Source organism: Burkholderia sp. CCA53 (assembly GCF_001685525.1).
Taxonomy (GTDB): domain Bacteria; phylum Pseudomonadota; class Gammaproteobacteria; order Burkholderiales; family Burkholderiaceae; genus Burkholderia; species Burkholderia multivorans.
This window is the reverse complement of record NZ_BDDJ01000001.1, coordinates 70,795-92,700: the sequence shown is the minus strand read 5'-3', so window position 1 is coordinate 92,700 and position 21,906 is coordinate 70,795. Positions and strand designations below refer to the sequence as shown.

At 66.2% G+C, this 21,906-nt stretch carries 19 protein-coding genes and 2 tRNA genes; 8 read left to right on the top strand and 13 right to left on the bottom strand.

Translation table 11 applies throughout. From position 1 onward, the window contains the following. Window positions 1-14 precede the first annotated feature (14 nt). Together BCR55_RS00500 and BCR55_RS00495 are read left to right on the top strand one after the other, a co-directional pair. Window positions 15-1,406: a sigma 54-interacting transcriptional regulator gene (locus BCR55_RS00500; protein ID WP_006400291.1), complete on the top strand. Its 1,392-nt coding sequence runs from the start codon at window positions 15-17 to the stop codon at window positions 1,404-1,406. A gap of 112 nt (window positions 1,407-1,518) precedes the next feature. Next, window positions 1,519-2,169: a DUF2968 domain-containing protein gene (locus BCR55_RS00495; RefSeq protein ID WP_006404926.1), complete on the top strand. Its 651-nt coding sequence runs from the start codon at window positions 1,519-1,521 to the stop codon at window positions 2,167-2,169. Window positions 2,170-2,246: 77 nt separating this feature from the next. Here BCR55_RS00495 and hfq read toward each other — a convergent pair whose 3' ends face one another. Continuing rightward, window positions 2,247-2,825: an RNA chaperone Hfq gene (gene hfq, locus BCR55_RS00490; RefSeq protein ID WP_006400289.1), complete on the bottom strand. Its 579-nt coding sequence runs from the start codon at window positions 2,823-2,825 to the stop codon at window positions 2,247-2,249. A 387-nt stretch (window positions 2,826-3,212) separates the two neighbouring features. Here hfq and BCR55_RS00485 point away from each other — a divergent pair, with 387 nt between their 5' ends. Next, a complete protein-coding gene (locus BCR55_RS00485; protein ID WP_170933522.1) occupies window positions 3,213-3,494 on the top strand; it encodes a PXPV repeat protein in 282 nt (93 codons plus the stop codon). Window positions 3,495-3,536: 42 nt separating this feature from the next. On the opposite strand, the gene BCR55_RS00480 is transcribed toward BCR55_RS00485, so the two are convergent. The 3 genes from BCR55_RS00480 to BCR55_RS00470 all read right to left on the bottom strand — a co-directional run bounded on the left by BCR55_RS00480 (window position 3,537) and on the right by BCR55_RS00470 (window position 7,728). Continuing rightward, window positions 3,537-5,297 carry an AMP-binding protein gene (locus BCR55_RS00480; protein WP_065494013.1) on the bottom strand — a complete coding sequence of 587 codons (1,761 nt, stop codon included), beginning with the start codon at window positions 5,295-5,297 and terminating at the stop codon, window positions 3,537-3,539. Window positions 5,298-5,473: 176 nt separating this feature from the next. Next, a complete protein-coding gene (locus tag BCR55_RS00475; RefSeq protein ID WP_012213446.1) occupies window positions 5,474-6,292 on the bottom strand; it encodes a TetR/AcrR family transcriptional regulator in 819 nt (272 codons plus the stop codon). 215 nt (window positions 6,293-6,507) lie between these two features. Further along, entirely contained in the window at window positions 6,508-7,728 is a 1,221-nt protein-coding gene (locus BCR55_RS00470) for an MFS transporter (RefSeq protein WP_006416546.1), read from the bottom strand. Window positions 7,729-8,002: 274 nt separating this feature from the next. Here BCR55_RS00470 and BCR55_RS00465 point away from each other — a divergent pair, with 274 nt between their 5' ends. The 3 genes from BCR55_RS00465 (at window position 8,003) to BCR55_RS00455 (ending at window position 11,044) form a co-directional block, all read left to right on the top strand. Then, the gene (locus BCR55_RS00465) at window positions 8,003-8,545 is read left to right on the top strand and encodes a GNAT family N-acetyltransferase (RefSeq protein ID WP_006404922.1); all 543 of its coding nucleotides are present in this window, start codon (window positions 8,003-8,005) and stop codon (window positions 8,543-8,545) included. A gap of 125 nt (window positions 8,546-8,670) precedes the next feature. Next, window positions 8,671-9,297 carry a ParB-like protein gene (locus tag BCR55_RS00460; protein ID WP_006400281.1) on the top strand — a complete coding sequence of 209 codons (627 nt, stop codon included), beginning with the start codon at window positions 8,671-8,673 and terminating at the stop codon, window positions 9,295-9,297. Between the two features lie 22 nt (window positions 9,298-9,319). Beyond that, a complete protein-coding gene (locus tag BCR55_RS00455) occupies window positions 9,320-11,044 on the top strand; it encodes a SulP family inorganic anion transporter (RefSeq protein WP_006410135.1) in 1,725 nt (574 codons plus the stop codon). A 24-nt stretch (window positions 11,045-11,068) separates the two neighbouring features. Here the strand turns inward: BCR55_RS00455 and BCR55_RS00450 are convergent, their stop codons facing one another. The 7 genes from BCR55_RS00450 to BCR55_RS00415 form a co-directional block, all read right to left on the bottom strand. After that, complete coding sequence (locus BCR55_RS00450) at window positions 11,069-12,028, bottom strand: carbohydrate kinase (RefSeq protein ID WP_065494012.1); 960 nt, start codon at window positions 12,026-12,028, stop codon at window positions 11,069-11,071. A gap of 127 nt (window positions 12,029-12,155) precedes the next feature. Then, the gene (locus tag BCR55_RS00445) at window positions 12,156-13,100 is read right to left on the bottom strand and encodes an ABC transporter substrate-binding protein (protein ID WP_006400278.1); all 945 of its coding nucleotides are present in this window, start codon (window positions 13,098-13,100) and stop codon (window positions 12,156-12,158) included. A gap of 84 nt (window positions 13,101-13,184) precedes the next feature. Continuing rightward, window positions 13,185-14,222, bottom strand: coding sequence for a ribose ABC transporter permease (locus BCR55_RS00440; protein WP_006404919.1), 1,038 nt, complete (start codon window positions 14,220-14,222; stop codon window positions 13,185-13,187). Window positions 14,223-14,263: 41 nt separating this feature from the next. Next, on the bottom strand, window positions 14,264-15,817 hold the full coding sequence (locus tag BCR55_RS00435; protein WP_065494011.1) for a sugar ABC transporter ATP-binding protein: 1,554 nt from the start codon (window positions 15,815-15,817) through the stop codon (window positions 14,264-14,266). Then, window positions 15,804-17,054 (bottom strand): ROK family protein, encoded by a 1,251-nt coding sequence (locus BCR55_RS00430; protein ID WP_006400274.1) that lies wholly within the window; start codon window positions 17,052-17,054, stop codon window positions 15,804-15,806. Before BCR55_RS00430 ends, BCR55_RS00435 begins: the two co-directional genes overlap by 14 nt. A gap of 237 nt (window positions 17,055-17,291) precedes the next feature. After that, window positions 17,292-18,514, bottom strand: a protein-coding gene (locus tag BCR55_RS00425; protein WP_105775252.1) for an IS3 family transposase whose coding sequence is annotated in 2 segments (ribosomal slippage) — window positions 17,292-18,146 and window positions 18,149-18,514 — 1,221 coding nt in all. Because the reading frame shifts where the segments join, the coding sequence is not laid out codon by codon here. A 248-nt stretch (window positions 18,515-18,762) separates the two neighbouring features. Beyond that, window positions 18,763-18,849 (bottom strand) — tRNA-Leu (locus BCR55_RS00415). 402 nt (window positions 18,850-19,251) lie between these two features. Between BCR55_RS00415 and BCR55_RS00410 the strand changes: the two genes are divergently transcribed. Next, window positions 19,252-19,821 carry a flavodoxin family protein gene (locus BCR55_RS00410; protein WP_053297301.1) on the top strand — a complete coding sequence of 190 codons (570 nt, stop codon included), beginning with the start codon at window positions 19,252-19,254 and terminating at the stop codon, window positions 19,819-19,821. 120 nt (window positions 19,822-19,941) lie between these two features. Here the strand turns inward: BCR55_RS00410 and BCR55_RS00405 are convergent. Both BCR55_RS00405 and BCR55_RS00400 read right to left on the bottom strand, forming a co-directional pair. Then, window positions 19,942-20,028, bottom strand: a tRNA-Leu gene (locus BCR55_RS00405). A 113-nt stretch (window positions 20,029-20,141) separates the two neighbouring features. After that, window positions 20,142-21,131: an aliphatic sulfonate ABC transporter substrate-binding protein gene (locus BCR55_RS00400; protein WP_006400271.1), complete on the bottom strand. Its 990-nt coding sequence runs from the start codon at window positions 21,129-21,131 to the stop codon at window positions 20,142-20,144. Between the two features lie 170 nt (window positions 21,132-21,301). Here BCR55_RS00400 and BCR55_RS00395 point away from each other — a divergent pair, with 170 nt between their 5' ends. Continuing rightward, window positions 21,302-21,823, top strand: a complete 522-nt coding sequence (locus tag BCR55_RS00395) for a DUF6496 domain-containing protein (protein ID WP_059939836.1) — start codon at window positions 21,302-21,304, stop codon at window positions 21,821-21,823. Window positions 21,824-21,906 lie beyond the last annotated feature (83 nt).

The following is a 21,906-nucleotide window of genomic DNA, read 5'->3' as shown; positions in this document are numbered from 1 at the left end:
AGCAGTTGAAACCGATGAGAACCCCCCCCGCAATCGAAGAACTCGACCTCTACGTCTGGGAAGGCAAGGCGGACATCGTCGACCGCGTCGCCCGATGCATGGCGAGCTTCGACGTCGAAGTGATCCGCGCCGACAACGCGGAGATCTCGCCCGAACGCGCCGCGTTGCGGCCGTCGCTCGCGATCATCAGCGTGACGATGATCGAAAGCGGCGCGGCGTTCCTGCGCGACTGGCAAGCCAACATCGGCATGCCGGTCGTCTGGGTCGGCGCCGCGCGCGATCACGACGCGTCGCAGTATCCGCCCGAGTACTCGCATATCCTCCCGCTCGACTTCACGTGCGCGGAACTGCGCGGCATGGTCGGCAAGCTCGTCACGCAATTACGCGCGCACGCCGCCGAAACGCTGCAGCCCTCGGTGCTCGTCGCGCACTCGGAATCGATGCAGGCGCTGCTGCGCGAAGTCGATACCTTTGCCGATTGCGATACGAACGTGCTGCTGCACGGCGAGACCGGCGTCGGCAAGGAGCGCATCGCGCAGTTGCTGCACGAAAAGCATTCGCGCTATCGGCACGGCGAATTCGTGCCGGTCAACTGCGGCGCGATTCCGGACGGCCTATTCGAATCGCTGTTCTTCGGACACGCGAAAGGCTCGTTCACCGGCGCGGTGGTCGCGCATAAAGGCTATTTCGAGCAGGCCGCCGGCGGCACGCTGTTTCTCGACGAAGTCGGCGATCTGCCGCTCTATCAGCAGGTGAAGCTGCTGCGCGTGCTCGAAGACGGTGCGGTGCTGCGTGTCGGCGCGACGTCGCCCGTCAAGGTCGATTTCCGTCTCGTCGCGGCGAGCAACAAGAAGCTGCCGCAGCTCGTGAAGGAAGGGCTGTTCCGCGCGGATCTCTATTACCGGCTCGCGGTGATCGAGCTGAACATTCCGTCGCTCGAGGAACGTGGCGCGGTCGACAAGATCGCGCTGTTCAAGTCGTTCGTCGCGGAGGTGGTCGGCGAGGAGCGGCTCGCGGAATTGCCGGATCTGCCGTACTGGCTTGCCGACGCGGTCGCGGACAGCTATTTCCCCGGCAACGTCCGCGAACTGCGCAATCTGGCCGAGCGCGTCGGCGTGACGGTGCGGCAGACGGGCGGTTGGGACGCCGCGCGGCTGCAGCGCTTGATCGCGCACGCACGCAGCGCCGCGCAGCCGGTGCCGGCGGAAAGCGCGGCGGAGGTGTTCGTCGACCGCAGCAAGTGGGACATGAACGAGCGCAACCGCGTGATTGCCGCGCTCGACGCGAACGGCTGGCGGCGCCAGGATACCGCGCAGCAACTGGGGATCAGCCGCAAGGTGCTGTGGGAAAAAATGCGGAAGTACCAGATATTCGACGAAGAGCCCGAGACCCGCGAAAGCGAGTAATTAATGAGATAAAATCGCACTGAATTACAACAACTCGCGCGAGGAATAACACTTGAAGAGCCATGTTACGGGGTTGGGGCGGGCGTTCGTATTGCTCGCCGCGGTAGGAGGCATGCAGGGCGCGTACGCGCAAGGGCTCGCCGGCAATACGGCCTCGCCGGTGCAGCAGGCGTCGGCGCCGGTGGCTGCGATTCCTTCGGTCGATGCGCAGGGGCAGACGGCGGTGCAGGCCCAGGCCGGCGAGACGACCGGGCAAAGCACCGTCGACGAACTGCAGCGTCAGATTCAGGCGCATGCGCTGACGGAGATGCGCACGAGCTACAACGGCAGCTACGGTTCGAGCCTGCTGTTCAACGTGAAAGACGGCGCATATTTCGTCGCGCTGTTCCAGCAGAAGGCGTTCTGGCGCGTGATCAAGACCTACGACGAAGCGCGTGCGGAAATGATCTATCGCGACTTCTCGCGCCAGGCCGAGCGGCTGGCCGTCAACGAGCTGCGTGCGGCCAAGCTCGAATCGCAGAAAGTGCAGATGGATCGGCAGATCGAAGTCGCGCAGGAACGTGCGCGGCGACTGCAGGCCGATATTTCCATCGCACGCGAGCAGCAGGCCGCGGTGGCCGATCGCCAGAAGAGCGTACGCGACGAAACGGCGGCGTTGCAGGCGCAGCAGGCGGAGCTTCAGGCGCAACTGCGCGCGTTGCAGCAGCAGGTGCGTTCGCTGCAGCGCGAGGCCAACGCCGGTTTGCCGAGCGCGGCACACTGACCGACCCAGCGGCGGCGCGTGGCGCCGCAGCGTCCTGAAGAGAGAAGGGCAAGCCGACCGGCTTGCCCTTTTTGTTTTTACTGGCCGTCCGGCACGATCCGGCGGCGGCGCGTCACGATGACGGGCCCGTTGCTGCCGCGCGTATCGGAAGGCGATCCGCCGCCCGACGCGTCGCCGGCGTCGCGCGGCGCACCGTAGTTTTCACGCGGCGTACCGTAACCTTCGCGCGGCTCACGGGAACCGTAACCTTCGCGCGGTTCGCGCGACCCGTAGCCTTCACGCGGTTCACGCGACCCGTACCCTTCGCGCGGTTCGCGCGAGCCGTAGCCCTCGCGCGGCTCACGGGAGCCGCCGTGCGAGCCGTACGGGCTGTGACCGCCGCCTTCGCGGCCGCCCGGCCGCCCGCCGGTGCGCGGACCGCGCGGACCGCCGCCGGGGCGCGATCCGCCCGTGTCGAGCTGGATCGTCGAAATCGCACGCTTGTAGATGCCTTGCAGACCCACGGGGGTGCGCAGCATCACCAGATACTGGTCGAACGACTCGATACACCCGGTCAGACGAATGCCGTTGACGAGGTAGATTTCGACGCGCTTACGTTCCTTTCGCGCGGAATTGATGAAGTCGTTTTGCGGATGGGATTCTGCGGGATTGGCCATTGAGGTGCGGCAGGAGCCTGCGTCAGAGAATATGTTGTGCGTGTGTGGCGTGGTCGTCACAAATCTGTTTGGCGGGATTCTACCCTGTTCGATCGGGAAGCGCCGAGTCGCGATTGTGTCGAACCGTAACCCACTATAGACGCTAACGCGCATTTGCGCGATGCGGCCAAATGGCCAACGTCAGCTGCCGCGCATATCCGCGGACGAATATGCGCGTCCGCGTGCGTTTCGGCAGAATTTTCCGGTCTTTCCCGCGCAAAACGGACGATTCCCGCCGTCTCGTTACGTCGCGTTACGTCTCTCGCAATGCCGTAGCACCCGGCGGCGCGCGCTTCGCCTACATTCGGGGCGCGTGCCGGGCGGGCCGGCAAAATGGGGATTCGACACATGAATGGCAGGCAAATGGCAGCGTGGATCGGCACGGCGACACTGCTGGCTTCGGGCAGCGCAATGGCGGGGCACGTCGATCTGTCGGTCGGCATCGGCGTACCGGTTGCGCCGGTCTATGCCGAGCCGGCTCCGGTCTATGTGGCACCGCAGCCGGCGGTCGTCGCGTATCCGGGCTACGGATACGGCTACTACGGCGATGACGACGACGACCGTTACCGCAAGTGGCGCAAGCACTATTACAAGCACTGGCGCAAGCATCACGACGACGATGACGATTGACCGCCGAGCCCGCCGCAGCGCGCGGCGGGCACGCGCACCGCATCAGCGCGGCTTGCCGGCGGCGGCGCCGATTTTCGCGAGTTCCTCGTCGCGCAGCGCGCGGCGCAGGATCTTGCCGACGTTCGTCTGCGGCAGCGCGTCGCGAAACTCGACGAATTTCGGCATCTTGTAGCCGGTGAGGTTCTTGCGGCAGTGCGCGAGCACGTCGTCGACCGTGAGCGTCGGATCGCGACGCACGACGAACACCTTGATGCGTTCTCCCTGCACCTCGTCCGGGACGCCGATCGCCGCGGCCTCGCTGATTCCCGGATGCATCACCAGCACTTCCTCGATCTCGTTCGGATAGACGTTGAAGCCCGACACGAGAATCATGTCCTTCTTGCGGTCGATCAGCCGCACGAATCCGCGTTCGTCCATCACGCCGATGTCGCCGGTGGCGAGCCAGCCGTCCGCGTCGATCACTTTTGCGGTTTCGTCGGGGCGCTGCCAGTAGCCGCGCATCACCTGCGGCCCGCGCACGCAGAGTTCGCCGGGCTCGCCGATGCCGGCCCACGTGCCGTCCTCGCGGCGAAAGCGCACGATCGTCGACGGCGCGGGCAGCCCGATCGACCCGCTGAACGCGCTCATGTCGTTCAGGTCGACCGGATTCATCGTGACGATCGGCGAACACTCGGTCAGCCCGTAGCCTTCGACGATCGGCCGCCCGGTCACCTGCTGGAAGCGCTCGGCGACCGCGCGCTGCATCGCCATGCCGCCCGCCATCGCGAGCTTCAGTTTCGAGAAGTCACGCCGACGGAATTCGTCGTTGTCGAGAAACGCGTTGTACAACGTGTTGATTCCGGTGATGCCCGTGAACGTCTCGTGACGAAGAATCTTCATCATCATCTTCGTGTCGCGCGGATTCGCGATCAGGATGTTGCGGCCGCCGAGCCCCATGAAAATGAACGCGTTCACCGTCAGCGAATAGATGTGATAGAGCGGCAGCGGCGTGAGCACGGTCTCGATCTCGCCGGTCAGCTGATCGGCGATCCAGGCCTTCGCCTGCAGCAGATTCGCGATCAGGTTGCCGTGCGTGAGCATCGCGCCTTTCGCGACGCCGGTCGTGCCGCCCGTGTACTGCAGGAACGCGAGATCGTCGCGCGTGATCGCCGCGGGCTTCGCGCGTTCGCGCGCACCGAGCGCGAGCGCCGCGCGCAGCCGGATCGCCTGCGGCAGGTCGTAGGCCGGCACGAGCTTCTTCACGTGCTTCAGCACGAAATTGATCAGGCGTCCCTTCGCGTTGAAGCCGTCGGCGAGCAGATCGCCGAGCGCGGTGACGACGATGTTCTTCACGCGCGTGTCGGGCAGCGCGTCCTGCAGCGTGCGCGCGAAGTTCTCGAACACGACGATCGTCTCGGCGCCGCTGTCCTTCAACTGATGCGCGAGTTCGCGCACGGTGTAGAGCGGATTGACGTTGACGACGATCGCGCCCGTCTTCAGCGTGCCGAACAGCGCGACCGGATACTGGAACGTATTCGGCAGCATGATCGCGACGCGGTCGCCGGGCTTGACGCCGATCGCTTGCAGGTACGACGCGAACGCATCCACTTTTTGGGCGAGCGCGCGGTAGGTCATCGATGCGCCGGCGCTCACGTAGGCGACGCGATCGGCGAAGCGCGTCGTGCATTCGTCGAAGAACTGCACGAGTGACGTGTATTGCGAGATGTCGATCTCGTGCGGTACGCCGCGCGGGTACGACGCGTACCAGATGCCGTCGGTGTTCGGCGGGACCTGTGCGGTGGCGGTTGCTGCGGGGTCGGGCATGGTCGTCTCCAGGGTCTTCTCGGTCGGCGCGAGGCGCGCGTCGGCGCACGCTCGGGCCCGCTGTGTCGCGACCGACGGGCCCCGCGCGTCACACCGGCCGAGCCCGCGCGCTGCGAGGCCCGGCCGGCGCGAGAGGTCGCGTTGCGGCCGCTTGTCGATCCGGCGATACGGTCAGCTCAATTCGTGGAATGCAGCGTGGCGGCATCGGCCGTCGTCGCAGGCGGCGGCAGTCCGAACGCGTCGCTCGCGCCTGCGTCGTCGAGCACGGCCGCGAAGATCTCGAGCTGCGCGCTGTCCGGCATCGGCGCCTTCAGCGCGGCGACGATCAGCGACGACAGCCGCGCGATCATCTGCACGTCGTTCATCGTGCGCCCTTGCGAAAATTCGTCGATCAGGCTTTCGGTTTCCGCGCCGGCGAGCGCACCCGACAGCGCGCCGATCGCGAAATGCAGCCGCCAGCCGAGCTCGGTGCGCGGCAGATGCGGCAGCGCGCGCTGGAAGGCATCGAAGAAGCGTCCCGCGACGCTCGCGTAGTGTGCGGTCAGGAAGTTGCGCACGAACGGCGACGGATCGGTATACGCGCGGCCGATCAGGCGCAGAAACGCAGGGCCACCGCGCTCCGGATCGCGCGACGCCTTTAGCGCCGGAATGAACATCGCGCCGAGCACGTGCTCGCAGGTGATGTGCGCGCCGAGTTGCGCATCGAAGCGATCGAGGATCGCGAGCCGCTCTTGATTCAGCTGATCGAGGCGGCGCGACAGCATCGCGTGGATCAGCGCTTCCTTGCTGCCGAAGTGATAGTTGACCGCGGCGAGATTGACCGCGGCGCGCGACGTGATCTGTCGCATCGACATCGCTTCGAAGCCATGCTCGATGAAGAGGTCCTCCGCCGCATCGAGGATGCGCGCCTTGGTGCCGCCGGTTTGCCGGTTGCCCGACGATCGCCCCGTGGACGACCGCGCCGCAGACGGTCGTCCCTCCTGACTCACTGCCATGTTCCGCCTCCCATGCCGGTCGCCCGGCCGCGAACAGGTGATTGGTTTATCTGATTCAAACAAGCGTTTTTATTAAGATAAAAAAACGCGGGCGGGGCGGGCAAGCGGCGATTCTGGTCGGATTCCTCTAGTTCGATGTGCGAATGCGGAAAGCGCGGCGCGCGGCCCAGGCGCTGCGGGCCGCGCGCGGTGATGCAATGCGCAAAACCGTCGGCTCAGGTCGCGGCGGTACGCGTATTGACGGATTGCGTCATGTCGATGCCGCGCCGTTCGCGGCTGAACAGGATCAGCACCGCGATCACGACCGCGACGGTGCCGGCCACGAGTGCGAGCGCGAACGCATAGTTGTTGTCGTGCGAGACGGCGAGCGAGGCCTGCATCGTCGCGTTGCCGGACGCCAGCAGATTGCCGAGCTGATAAACGACGCCCGGGAACGTCGCGCGAATCTCGTCCGGCGAAATCTCGTTGAGGTGGACCGGAATCACACCCCACGCCCCTTGCACCGAAATCTGCATCAGGAAGGCGCCGGCCGCGAGCGCGAGCGGGCCGCTCGAGAACGCCCAAAGGGGCAGCACCGGCAGCGCGATCAGCGCGGCGATGAAGATCGCGCGGCGTCGGCCGATCCGCTCGGAGATCGCGCCGAACGCGAGGCCGCCGACGATCGCGCCGATGTTCAGCACGATCGTGATCCACGACACCGTATGCGGATCGAAGTGGTGCTGCTCGCGCAGGAAGGTCGGATACAGATCCTGCGTGCCGTGCGAGAAGAAGTTGAACGCGGTCATCAGCACGATCGCGTAGATCGTCAGCTTCCAGTTTCGCTGCAGCGTGGTCGCGAGGCTCGGACGCTCGCGCTTTTCCATCTGCTTCCACGCGGGCGACTCCGGCACGTGTGCGCGCACGTACAGCACGAGCAGCGCGGGCAGCACGCCGATCATGAACATGCCGCGCCAGCCGATGTACTGATAGAAGAGGCCGAACACGATCGACGCGAGCAGATAGCCGCTCGGATAGCCGGCCTGCAGCAGGCCGGACACGATGCCGCGCGCGTGCGTGGGCACGGTCTCCATCGTCAGCGCGGAGCCGACGCCCCATTCGCCGCCCATCGCGATGCCGAACAGCGCACGCAGCACGAGCAGCGCGGTGAGGCTCGGCGCGAAGCCCGATGCGAGCTCGAGCACCGAATAGCAGGCGATGTTGACCATCAGTGTCGGACGGCGGCCGAAGCGATCGGCGAGGCGGCCGAAGATCAGTGCGCCGAGCGGGCGCATCGCGAGCGTCAGCGTCAGCGCGAACGCGACCGCCGGGATCGTCGACGCGAATTCCGCCGCGATGTCCTTCAGCACGAAAACCATCAGGAAAAAATCGAACGCATCGAGCGTCCAGCCGAGATAGGCGGCAATCGTCACGTTGCGTTGTTCGCGGGTCCAGCTCATGTGCGAGGTCTCCTCGTTGGCGTGCGCGCGCGGGACGCAAGGACGTGCGGCCCGATTCGCGCGCGGTTCGGGGCACTGATCGAGTGTAGGCCGACGCGCGCCGCAATGTAGGGCGCGATAGCCGCGAATCGGGAATAATCCCTACGAAATGACATGTTTCGGAAAACGACGTGCGCCGTTGAAGCCGCTGCGACAGCTATCTGTATGATTCGAGTCGGCTCGCTGTATCACGTTTGTAATTCTCGCCTGCGCGTTCGTCGAATCAGGAGACCCGATGACCGATTCGCCTTCACCTACGTTGCCGACCTTCGAAACGGCGCGGCTCTGGCTGCGTCCGCGCGTGCTGGCCGATCTCGATGCGTGCATCGAGATGGATCGCGATCCCGAGGTCACACGGCACATCGCGGGGCCGTGGCACGATCCCGCGGAGCATCGCCGCTTCGTCACACACCGCATCACGCGCGACTATCCGCCGGGCCTCGGCTACTGGTCGATCTTCGAGAAGTGCGCGCCCGATACGTTCGTCGGCTGGGTGCTGCTGATTCCCGACTATGCGGACGGTGGACAGGACGTCGAGATCGGCTGGCGCCTCGTGCGTCGCGCGTGGGGGCGCGGGATCGCCAGCGAAGCGGCTGCCGCAGTCGTGCGCCATGCATTCGAATGCGTGCGCTTGCCGCGCGTGATCGCCGACATCGCGCAAGCGAACACGGGCTCGCTGAACGTCGCGCGCAAGCTCGGCATGCGCCGCGTCGGCGTCGTTCAGGACGGCATTCCGTATGTGCGTCATCGGCTCGAGCGCGACGATCTGCGTGCGTAGCGCGATGACGGCGGGGCGCCGGTTGTCAGAGATGGTCAGACGCACGCGAACGATCGGCGCGACGTATTAACGGCACGCGAGATCCGGCGTATCGTTGCGAAAAAATCCGGCGAGGGGGGAGTGTCATGGCACTGGGCAACGACGTGCATCTGATTCCGGTGAGGCTCGACGCGCTGCGGCCGACGCAGATGACGGTCGGCTATCGCGAAGTGAAAGCGAAGCGCAAGCACTGGAAGACGCTCGGCAAACGCGAGCGCAAAGCCGCGATCGATTCGCACTGGTTTCCGGCGGTGCTCGGCCCGGGCGGCGCGCACTACATCACCGACCATCATCATCTCGGTCTCGCGCTGATCGAGGAGGGCGAGATGCGCGTGAACGCGATGCTGCTGAAGGATCTGTCGTGGCTCGACGAGACGATCTTCTGGCGCATGATGGAGCACAACCAGTGGGTGCATCCGTTCGGTGCGGATGGCGCGCGCCGCGACTATTCGAAGCTGCCGAACGCCCTCACGGGCCTCGAGGACGATCCGTATCGCAGTCTCGCGGGCGAGCTGAGGACGGCCGGCGGCTATGCGAAGGACGCGACGCCGTTCAGCGAATTCCTGTGGGCCGACTATCTGCGTCAGCACGTGTCGCTCGACCAGATCCGCAAGAATTTTTCGAAGGCGCTCGAGATCGCGCTGCGGCATGCGCACGATCAGGACGCGCGCTATCTGCCCGGCTGGTCGGGCGTGATCGCCATCAAACCCTGAGCGGCGCACGCGCCGACCGACCATGACCACTGCGCCGATTCGGCCCGACGCCGGCCCGCAGCGCGCCGAGCATTTCGCCACGGCGCAGGCATCGCCGTCGCGCGCGCGCCGCATCGCGCTCGATGCGCTGGCCGGCATATCGATCGCCGGCCTGCTGATTCCGGAGGCCGTCGCATACGCGGGACTCGCGAATCTGCCGCCGCAGGCGGGCCTGATCGCGCTGCTGTCGGGGCTCGTCGTCTATGCGCTCACGGGCAGCAGCCGCTTCGCGATCGTCTCGTCGACATCGTCGTCGGCCGCGGTGCTCGCGGCCACCGTCTTCGCCGAATCGGGCGTCGCGCCGGCCGCGCAAATCGCGCTGGCCGCCGCACTCGTCGCGATGACGGGCGTGCTATTCATACTCGCCGGCGCCGCGCGGCTCGGCGGTATGTCGGACTTCGTCGCGCGGCCCGTGCTGCGCGGCTTCACGTTCGGGCTCGCGCTGACGATCGTGCTCAAGCAGTTGCCGAAAATGCTCGCGATTCCGGTGTCGCACAGCGATGCGCCGCGCGTCGCGCTCGATCTCGTCGCCGGCGTGCCGCACGCGAACGTTGCAAGCGCCGCGCTCGGCGCGGCCGCGCTTGCGCTGCTGTTCGTGCTGGGTCGCCGCTCGCGCGTGCCCGCGACGCTCGTCGTGATCGTGTTGTCGATCGTGGCGGGCTATGCAGTCGACTGGCACCGCTACGGGATCGCGGTCGTCGGCCATATCGATCTGAGCCGCGTGGCATTCGGATTGCCGCATCTCGACCGCAACGCATGGACGCAGACGATCGAACTCGGGTTCGCGCTGATGCTGATCCTGTATGCGGAATCGTACGGCTCGATCCGTGCCTTCGCGCTGAAGCACGGCGACAGCATTGCGCCGAACCGCGACCTCGTCGCGCTCGGCTGCGCGAATCTGGTGTCGGGCCTGCTGCACGGCATGCCGGTCGGCGCCGGTTATTCCGCGAGCTCGGCCAACGAGGCGGCCGGCGCGCAGACGCGCTTCGCCGGCCTGTGGGCGGCCGCCGTCGTCGCGCTGATCGTATGGCTACTGCTGCCGCAGCTCGCGCGCACGCCGGAGCCGGTGCTCGCGGCGATCGTGATCTTCGCGGTCAGCCATTCGCTGCATCCGTCCGTGTTTCGGCCGTATTGGGCCTGGCATCGCGACCGGCTCGTCGTGATCGCCGCGCTGCTCGCGGTGCTCGTGCTCGGCGTGCTGCAGGGGCTGCTCGCCGCGATCGGCGTGAGCCTGCTGCTGACGCTGCGCAAGCTGTCGGAGCCGAACGTCAGCGTGCTGGGCCGGCTGCGCGACAGCCACGATTTCGTCGACATCGCGAGTCATGCGGATGCGCGGCCCGTGCCGGGCGTGCTGATCGTGCGGCCGGAAGCGCAGCTGTTCTTCGCGAACGCAGACCGGATGCTCAATCGCGTGCGGGCGCTGCTGAAAACGGCGCCGGATGTGCAAACGGTGATGCTGAGCCTCGAGGAAACACCCGACGTCGACGGGACGACGATCGAGTCGCTGCGCACGTTCGCGGCCGAGTGCGCGGCGCACGGGCTGCGGTTCGTGATCGTGCGGCTGAAGCTGCACGCACTGCACGCGTTGCGCCGCGCGGCCGACGATACGCTGCGCGACGATGCGTTGTCCGAGTTGAGCGTCGACGAGAGCCTGCAGCTCTGGCAGACGCACGGTACGGACGGTAGGGAGCGCACGGACCCACGATGACGCGCGGCGGCGCGGCCGCCGCGCTCAACCGGACAGCGCTGCGTCGGCTGCCGCGGTCGTGTCCGTGTGGGCCGCCGTGCCTACGAGTGCGTCGACCTCGGCCGCCGTCGGTGCATACGCGCCCGGGTGCGCGCAGACGACCGCCGCGCACGCCGCGGCGTAGCGCAGATGCTCGGCAGCGGTCGCCTCGGGGCGCGTGAGCTGGCTCGCGAGCCAGCCGCCGATGCTCGCGTCGCCGCAGCCCACCGTATCGGCCACCTGCGTCGCGAACGCCGGCTGGAACAGCATCGTCTCGCGATGAAATAGCTGCATGCCCGACGCGCCGCGCGTCACGAGCACCGCGGCATCGGGCGCCCATGCGCGCAGCTGTGCGAGCGCGGCCGTTTCGTCGAGTTCGGGGAAGAGGCCGTGCAGATCTTCGTCGGACACCTTGATCCAGTCCGCGAGCGCGGCCAGCCGGCGCAGCGTGTCGCGATACGCGGGCGCGGCCATCGGCGCGCGATAGTTCGGGTCGAACGAGATGCGCTTGCCGGCCGCGCGGGCGGCCTGCACGACCTCGAGCAGACGCGACGCGAGCGGTTCGCGCACGACGCCGAGCGAGCCGACGTGCACGATCTGAGCGGCATCGAGCGCGCCGGCCGGCAGGTCGGCCGGATCGAACGCGAGATCGGCGCTGTTCTCGCCGATGAAGAAATAGTCCGGCGGCTGCTTGGATACGACCATCGCGAGCAGCGGCGCGCGATCGACCTGCCTGATGAAGCGCAGATCGAGGCCCGCTTCGGCGCTCTTGCGCATCAGCTCGTCGCCGAACAGGTCGCGGCTGACCGTGCCGGCAAAGGCGGTCGGCACGCCGAGCCGCGCGCCCACGCGCGCGACGTTCCAGCACGAACCGCCGGCCACGCTGTGCCAGCGGTGCGCATCGTCGCGGATGAAATCGGTCAGCGCTTCGCCGAATACGATCAGGCGGGGAAACGTCGTCGTCATGTCGGAACCTTGTGTGCTGCGGCACCGGGCCGTGCGGTGCCGCGGAGAAAACGAACGGGTGGCGCGCACCGACGATGCAAGGCGGCGTCGCGCGTGCATCGTCGGCGCGGCGCGCGGAGCAGGGCGCTCAGCGCGGCGTGCTCCAGCCCTTGTAGCTCTTCACGTTGTCGCGCGTGACGAGCGTCGGCTCGATCAGGATCATCGGATTCGCCGGCTTCTGGCCGTTCATGATCCCGTAGCCGACGTTGACGGCCTGCTGCGCCATCGCCCACGGATCCTGGCTCGCGGACGCCTGCACGAGCGTGTTCGACTTCAGCGCGACCTCGATGTCGGGCGCGCCGTCGACCGACGTGATCACGATCCCCGAACGATTCAGCTGCTTCGCGGCGAGATCGCTGCCGATCGCCTGCGGATCGTTGATCGTGAACACCGCGTCGAGTTTCGGAAAACGCGTCAAGTAACCTTGCATCGCGTTCATTCCGCCCTCGCGCGAGCCTTTGCCGTCCTGGTCGCTCGACAGCAGCTTGATACCGGGGCTCTTCGCGAGCACGGTCTTGCAGCCGTTCACGCGATCGATCACGGCCGACACCTGCGGGCCGTTCTCGATGATCACGTTGCCCTTGCCGTTGAGCTTCTTCGCGATGTAGTCGCACGCGAGTTCGCCGGCCTTCACGTTGTTCGTCTGCACGGTCGCGTTCGCGCCGGCCGCGGCGACGTCGACCGCGACGACCGTGATGCCGGCCGCCTGCGCCTTCTTGACCGCCGGCTCGATCGCCTTCGGATCGGTCGCGTTCAGCAGGATCATGTCGACGTGCGCGGAGATGAAGTTGTCGATCTGCGTGAACTGCTTGTTCAGGTCGTAGTCCGCCGAAACAGCGGTGACCTTCGCGTTCGGATTGATCTGTTTCGCGCGCGCTTCGGCGCTCTTCACGATCGTGACGAAATACGGGTTGCCGAGCGAGCCGACCGTGACGCCGATCAGCTTCAGCGGCTTGTCGGCCGCATGCGCGGCCGATGCGCCGAAGGCGAACGCGCACGCGAGGGCGGTCAGGGCGGCTTTGTGCTTGAACATGTCGTTGTGTCTCCGTGAGGTCTGTTGGCGAATGCGCGCAGGTTGACCTGCCTGCGCGCGCAGAGGAAAGCGGCGAGCCGCGCGTCAGGTGCGCGCCGAGTCGCGCTGGCGATAGCGATCGAGTGCGACGGCGCCGATGATCACGAGGCCCTTGATGATGTACTGCCAGATGTCGGACACGCCGAGCAGCACGAGCCCGTTGGTCAGCACCGCGATGATCAGCGCGCCGATCAGCGTGCCGACGATCGAGCCGACGCCGCCGACGAAGCTCGTGCCGCCGAGGATCACCGCGGCGATGGCGTCGAGTTCGTACGACTGGCCGAGCTGCAGCCCGTTGGCCGCATAGAGCCGCGCCGCGGACATCACCGCACCGAGCCCGGCGAGCAGGCCGGAGGCCGCATAGACGAACAGCTGGATCGCGCGCACGTTGATGCCCGACAGCCGAGCGGCTTCCGGATTGCCGCCGACCGAATAGATGCGCATGCCGAGCACCGTGCGGCGCAGGATGAACCACGAGATTGCGATCACCGCGCAAGCGATCACGACGAGCCACGGCACGCCGAAGATCGTGCCGTTGCCGATGAACGCGAACGGCAGTTGCGGATTGAACACCGTCGTGTCGTTGCCGAGCAGTCGCGCGACGCCGCGCACGGCGGTCATCGCGCCGAGCGTCACGATGAACGGCGGCAGGCGCAGCAGCGAGATCAGGCCGCCGTTGATCGCGCCGAACACGAGGCCGACCGCGAGCGCGGCGGGGACGCCGAGCCAGCCCCAGCCCGGAATCGTCGACGCGAGCAGCGACGCGACGGCTGCCGCGGCGAGTACGGAGCCCACCGACAGGTCGATGCCGCCCGTCAGGATCACGAACGTCATCCCGGCCGCGAGCACGATGTTGATCGAGGCCTGCTGCGTGACGATCGACAGGTTCTGCAGCGTGAAGAAGCCGTCGGTCAGAAAACCGAAGCCGATGCAGAGGACCAGAAGGACCGGCAGCATGCCGGCGGTGCGCATCAGCGACTGCATGCGCGCGCGATGATCGGCGACGCGCGCCTGCGGCGCACGATCGGCCGCCGGATGGGCGGTGGCGGAAGCGAGGTTCCGCTGCTTGGTCGGATTGATCATTTCGGTAACCTGAATGTAAGAATGAAATGAAGTGGCCGGGGTCAGTGCGCGTCCGCGAGTTCGGCCTGCGAGCCGGTCGCGAGCGCGATGATCGCTTCCTGCGTGATCGGCGTGCCCGTATAGCCGCCGAGCTCGCCCGCGATTTCGCCTTCGCGCATCACGAGCACGCGATCGGCGACGCCGATGATTTCGGGCAGCTCGCTCGAGATCACGATCACGCCGACGCCGGCACGCGCCAGCTCGTTGATGATCCGGTAGATCTCCGACTTGGCGCCGATGTCGACGCCGCGCGTCGGCTCGTCGAGGATCAGCACGCGCGGCTTCGTTTCGAGCAGGCGCGACAGCAGCACCTTCTGCTGGTTGCCGCCCGACAGCGCGCCGACGTTCACGTTCGCGTGCGGCACGCGGATCGACAGCGACGCGATTGCGTCGCGCGCACGTTCGGCGCCGCGTGCGAGGTCGAGTGCACCGAGCCGTGCATCGCGGCTGCACACCGAGATGTTGATGTTGTCGCGCACGCTCATGTCGAGAAAGAGGCCCTGGCGCTTGCGATCCTCGGTCAGGTAGATGAGGCCCGCGTCGATCGCATCGCGCGGCGAGTGCGCACCGAACGTGCGGTCGCCGAGCTTCACGTCGCCGCGCGTGCGCGGCTCCGCGCCGAAGATCAGGCGCGCGAGTTCGGTACGGCCCGCGCCGACGAGGCCCGCGATGCCGAGCACCTCGCCCGCATGCAGATCGAAGCTGCAGCCGCGCACGCGGCCGCCGTCCGACACGTCGCGGACCGACAGCAGCAGATGGCCGGGATCGTACGGCGCGTGCTCCTTCTTGTAGAAGCCCGAGATGTCGCGGCCGACCATCATCGCGACGAGGCGCTCGGCCGACAACTCATCGCGTCCGAGCGTGCCGACGTACGTGCCGTCGCGCAGCACCGACACGCGGTCGGACAGTTCGTAGATTTCCGCCATCCGATGGCTGATGTAGATGATCGCGAGGCCTTCTTCGCGCAGCTGCCGGATCAGGCGGAACAGATGCTCGGTTTCGCGCGACGACAGCGGCGTGGTCGGCTCGTCCATCACGAGAATGCGTGCGCGCGTGTGCACGGCGCGTGCGATCTCGACGAGCTGCTGCTCGGCGATCGACAGCGTGCCGACGAGCGTGTCCGGGCCGAACGATGCGCCGAGACGCAACAGCACGTCGCGACAGCCCAGCGCCATCGCCGCGCGGTCGATCGTGCCCCAGCGCCGGTTGCCGTGCCGCAGTTCGCGGCCGACGTAGATGTTTTCGGCGACCGTCAGGTTCGGCGCGAGGCACAGCTCCTGGTAGATCACCGCGACGCCCGCATCGCGCGCGGCGAGCGGCCCGTCGATCTCGATGCGCCGACCGTCGATCAGGATTTCGCCGCCGGCGTCGGCGCGGTATGCGCCGGACAGGATTTTCATCAGCGTCGACTTGCCCGCACCGTTCTCGCCCATCAGCGAATGGATTTCGCCCGGATAGACGGTGAGGCTGACGTTGTCGAGCGCGCGCACGGCCGGGAACGTCTTGCTGATCCGGCGCATTTCGAGCAGCGGCCGGGGCGACTCAGATCGCGACATGGTTGACCTCCTGCGATTCCGTGCGGGCGCCTTTCAGGATGCCGGCCCGCGGGGAGAAGTTGAAGTACATCGGCAGCGTCGCGGCGCCGATCGCGCCGGCGTCCGCGCCGAACGTGCCGCGCACGAGCGTCGGCGTGCCGCGCGCTTCGGGCGCGGTCGCGACGAGCGCCGCGCGCAGCCGCGTGGTCAGCGCATCGAGCAGGCCGGCGTCGGTATCCGCGTCGAGCACGACGACCGGCGCATCGACAACGCACAGCACCGCGCGCAACGCCGGTGCGAGCGCATCGACGCAGTCGTCGATCCATTCGGCGACGGCGGGCAGCCCGCGCGCGATGCACGCTTCGAGATCGGCGCGGTTGTCGACGCGTTCGCCGTGATGGCGCAGATGACGCACGAGTGCATGCAGCGACGCGCGCGCGAGCAGGATGTCCCACGGGCCGCGCGGCGGCGGCGCGGACGCGAGCCGGCTCGGCGGCACCGGGATGACCGCGATGTCGCCCGCATTGCCCGTCACGCCGCGCAGGCAGTCGCCGTCGATCGCGATGCCGCCGCCGATCGCGGGGCCGATGAACAGATAGACGAAATCGTCGCACTGGCGGCCGTAGCCGTAGAACAGCTCGGCGATTGCGGCCGCGTTGCCGTCGTTTTCGCCGAACACGGGCAGCGACGACATGCGCCCGAGGTCGCTCGCGAAATCGACGTCTTCCCAGGCGCGGAACGTATCGGGCGCGAGGCCGAGTTCGCGCATCCAGGCGCCGAGGTTGTACGGCTGCGCGACGCCGATGCCGGCGAGCCGCGTACGTTCGTGATCGGGGAGCAGCGCCTGCATCGCCGCGATGTCGTGACGGACGATCTCGAGCACGTCGGCGGGCGGCGGCAGCAGCATGTCGTGCGAGCGGCGGCCGAGCACGTCGCCGGTGAAATTGACGAGCGCGGTTTCGATCCGCATGCGGTCGAGATGGACGCCGATGCCGAACGCGCCGCGCGGATCGAGACGGATCAGCGACGCCGGCTGCCCGCGTTGACCTTCGGTGCGGCGGCCCGCGAACTCGATCAGCTTGGCGTCCGCGAGCGACGCGATGATGCTGCCGACCGCCGTGCCCGTCATGTTTGCGAGGCGGGCGAGGTCGGCCTTCGACGCGCTGCCGGCGCGGCGCAGCGTTTTCAGCAGCAGGCGCTCGTTGTAACGGCGCACGTTGGCCGAATTGCTGCCTTGGCCGATGTGCGGACTTCTCATGGCGTCTCCTTCCATGTTTCGCCGCTGCGGGGCGAATTAAATAAATCACGTTGATTTATTTAAGCGCGAGCAAGCGCGTGTGTCAGCCTAGGGAAATCCCGGTTGTTGGGAGGGGAGGTCGGGACGTCGGGCGGTGTTTGGGCGTTGAAGGACGTCGCCGGAAGGAGGGACGCATCGCATCTGTTGTCGTTTTCTGCGCCGTGTCAAGTCCTAGAATAGGTTGACAGTATCCGTACGCTAGAACGCCCGATGCACCGCATCGGGCGTTTTGTATTTCAGGGCAGCATGTGGCCGCTCGTGGTTGTAGGTGCGCACGGACTGTTCGACCATCTTGGTGGCCTGCTCGAGGTCAGCAGGACGCTGCAGCAAGAACTCACCCTTGAGGATGCCGTTGACCCGCTCGGCCAGCGCATTTTGATAGCAGTCGTAGCCGTCCGTCATCGAACAGCGCAAGCCGTGACGCCGATGGATGTCCTGATAGTAGGTCGAGCAGTACTGGATCCCACGATCGGAATGATGGATCAAGGGCTGGCTGGTCTGGCGCGTGCGCAACGCCTTCTTCAGCGCCTGACTGACCTGTTCGGTCTGTAGGCTGTCGTGAACGTGATGACCGACGATCTTGCGCGAGAACGCATCGGTAATCAGGCTCAGGTACACGAACGGGCCAGCCGTGGGCAGATAGGTGATGTCGGCCACCCACACTTGTTCGGGCCCAGTCGGCACGACCTGATCCGGCCCGGGTTTAAGCAGATTCGGATGTCGCCGGAAGCGATGATGGCTCTGCGTCGTCTTGTGGTACGCCCGGTGTGGCACGACCAACAGGCGCGCGGCGCGCAGCACATCGAACAATCGATCTCGCCCGAGCTTGATGCCGCGCTCACCCAAGACAGGCCCGAGCAGATGGTGCAGCTTTCGTGCCCCGAGTCTCGGTTGGCGCAGCCGTATATCGCGCACCAGCGTCGTCACGACTTCGGCTTGCGTGCTGCGGCGTTCCTCGCTGCGACATCGCTTGTAATACGCTTGCCGGCTGATGCCCATGTAGCGGCAGGCTCGTTCGACGCTCAGCTTTTTGATCCGCTTTTGCGCGACGACCTGCCCGAAGGCTTTTTTACGGTGATCCCGTAGTCCTTGCGCATCACGTCGAGCACGGCCTCGAACAACGCAGCTTTCTCCTGTGCCTCTCGCAGCTGCGTTTCCAATTCCTTGATGCGCTGCTCCGGCGTGAGCGGCTTGGCGTCTTGCTTTGACATAGTAGAACCCGATCGCGCACGGCCGGATGGATCGGCCCAATCCTGCAAGCCGTGCTTACGTAACCATACCAGCACGGTCGAGCGTCCTTGGATGCCGTAGCGCCGCTGCGCCTCTTTATACGTCAGCTCGCCTTTTTCGACTTGGGCCACCACCGATAGCTTAAAAGCCAAGCTGTAGTCCCGCTGCGTCCGCTTGATCCCTTGTTCCACTTGCCACCTCTTCGTCTCGGCGAAAAAGTGTCAACCTATTTCAGGACGGGTCACCGCAATGAAAAAAGGTCGGCATAAAGCCGACCTTTTAAAACAGATGGTGCCCAGGAGAGGACTCGGTCACACGAGCGCGACCCCGGCTGCGCTTGCAAGCGCAGCCCTTCGAGTCCTCACGCAAAGCGCGCAGGCGCTTTGCTTCCTGGGCTGAAAATGAAAAAGGCCGGCATAAAGCCGACCTTTTAAAAAAGTGGTGCCCAGGAGAGGACTCGAACCTCCACGGTGTTGCCACCGCTAGGACCTGAACCTAGTGCGTCTACCAATTCCGCCACCTGGGCACGTTTCGCTTGCTGCGATGCGAAAGACCGCTATTGTAGCGTGTCCTCGAGGACTGTCAACAGCTTTTTGCGGATCGATCGAAAAACACGCGCCGCCGAGCAGGCCTCGTTGCTGCGCTCGTGCGGCGTGCAGCGATTGCCGCATACCGCGAACGGGTGAATTTTCTCGATGCGTATTTATGCACGTTTGCCCGCGCACTATCGTTTCGACACGGCACTCGTCATTGCGGACACGTGCCGAGCTCCGCCGATACGGTCGACGCGGTGTACGCGTTCATCATCGACGCAACGACGTGCGACGCGGGCCGGGTTCGGCGACTCGATTCGTTTGCGAGCAAATGTGTTACTTAACTGGTAACATTTCATCGCTCGTTCCCTTTGAATTTGAACAAGGAGTCATTCATGTCGGAAATTGCCGTGGTGTTTCATAGTGGCTACGGTCATGCGGCCGTCATTGCGGAAGCCGTCGCGCGTGGTGTCGAGAAGGTCGACGGCGCGTCGGTGAAGCTGATCCCCGTCGAGGCGATCGACGATCACTGGGCGTATCTGGAACACGATGCGAACGCGATCATCTTCGGTTCGCCGACCTACATGGGCAGCGCGTCCGCGCAGTTCAAGGGATTCATGGACGCGTCGTCGAAGTACTGGGGCAAGTGGCGCGACAAGCTCGCGGCCGGCTTCACGGTCTCCGCTTCGCAAAGCGGCGACAAGCTGGCGACGCTGCAGCAGCTCGCCATCTTCGCGGCCCAGCATCAGATGCTGTGGGTGAGTCTCGGCCTGATGCCCGGCAACAACAACAGCCAGGGATCGGTCAACGATCTGAATCGGCTTGGTTCGTTCCTCGGCGCGATGGCGCAGGCGAATGCCGATCAGGGCGGCGACGCGATCATCGAGAGCGACCGGAAAACGGCTGAAGTGCTGGGCGAGCGCGTCGCGATTGCGGCGAAGCGCTGGAACGGGCAGGGCGCGTGAGCGCGACCCCGGCTGCGCTTGCAAGCGCAGCCTTCGAGTCCTCGCGCAAAGCGAGCAGGCGCTTTGCTTCCTGGACTGGAAATGAAAAAGGCCGGCATAAAGCCGACCTTTTTAAAACAGTGGTGCCCAGGAGAGGACTCGAACCTCCACGGTGTTGCCACCGCTAGGACCTGAACCTAGTGCGTCTACCAATTCCGCCACCTGGGCACGTTTCGCTGGGTGCTGCATCGCGAAAGACCGCTATTCTAGCGTGTCTGAAACGTCTGTCAACATAATTTCATCAAAGCGCACGAAATTGTCGCGCCCCTCCGCGCCGACGCTCACGCACCGATCGGCTCCGCCCGCTTCGCGGCGAAATTCCAGCGCAGCGCCTGCCCGGTATCGACGCGCGCCGGCAGCAGTCCGGCAGCGCGAAAGGTGTCGGCGATCTTCTGCTGCTCGCCGAAGTTCGGCCGCAGCACCTCGCGCACCAGGTAGCTGCGTCGTGCGTTGGCGCGCTCGATCGTCGCGGCGTCGAGCCCCCAGATCGGCGCGAGCGTATTCGCCGCTTCCGGCTGATGCGCACGCAACCATGTGCCGGCCTGCGACAGCCGGTCGAACAGGATCTGCACGACATCAGGGCGGGCCGCGGCAAAACTGCTCGACGCCAGGTAGTAGCGCTGGTAAGACGCGAGCCCGTCGCCGTCGGCGAGAATCCGCACGTCGGCATTCCGGTCCACCGACGCGACATAGGGATCCCATGTGATCCACGCATCGACGCTGCCGCGCTCGAATGCGGCCCGGCCGTCCGCAGGCGTGAGGTAGTGGATCGCAGCATCGGCGGGCGCGAGCTTCGCGCGCGCGAGCGCGGCGAGCAGCAGATAGTGGCTGCCGGCCGCCTTCGTCACGGCGATGCGCTGGCCCTTGAGGTCGGCGAGCGTGCGCAGCGCGCCGTCCCGCTTGACGACGATCGCCTGTGCCTTCGGCGACGGCGCTTCCTGCGCGACATACACGAAGCGCGCGTGCGCGGCCTGTGCGAAGACCGGCACCGTGTCGGCCACGTCCGCGCTGAAATCGACGGCGCCGACGTTGAGCGCCTCAGTCAGCGGCAGCCCGCTCGCGAATTCATGCCACGACACGCGCATGCCGAGCGGCGCGAGCGCCTGTTCGAGCGTGCCGCGCGTCTTGAGCAGCGTGATCAGCGTCGACGATTTCTGGTATCCGATGCGCAGCGCGGTGGGCGCATCGTCGGCGCGGGCGCGGACACCCGCGGCAGTCAGGCCGGCGGCCAGCATCGCGCGCGCGAATGCGCGGCGGTTCATCGACGTCATGAAGCGTGCTCCTTGTCGGGTTCGTTGCATTGAAGCGAGCCGGCTAACGTACCAACGCCGAGCACGGACGAGAACCGATAAATTCTGCTATCGATTCGACCGATGGGCATAAGCGGCGGGCACGTCGGTTGCTCGCAGGAACGGCCACACCTTTGTCAAGGAGAGTGACCATGCCCGAACAGAGAGCGATCCAGCGAGCACGCGCCGACAAACGCGCCGGCAAGTCGCCGAGCACGCAAGCCGGCGAGTTCGTCAAGGAGGAGATCGACCGCGTACGCAGCGGCAAGCACGGGGTGCGTTCGGCGAAGCAGGCCGTGGCCATCGGCTTGTCGGAAGCACGGCGCGCGGGCGTCGATCTGAAGCCGCCCGCGAAGGGCAAGACGAGTGAAGCGACGCGCAAGAAGGCGGCACGGGACACCGCCGCCGGTCACGGCAAGAAAAAAACCAGCGCCAGCACCGAATCGAAAGCGAAACGCTCACGCACGACGACCGCCGTGTTGAAGCGCGAGAGCAAGGAGGGCGCGTCGTCAGCCGCAATGTCGAAGCAGGCGAAGAGTGCTGCCGCGCGTCGTCCGGCCGCGAGCCGTTCCGCCGCCGCGAAGAAGGCCGCGCAGACCAAAGGGGCGGCAGGCCGCTCGGCAGCCGCAAAGAAGGCCGCCCAGACACGCGCGGCACGTGCGCATCACCGTTAAAGCACGGGCAGGCGCGGCGGTGGTCCGTCGAATTCAACGTCGACGGACACCGACCGTCCACGCTGCGCATAGCCCTGTGTGTT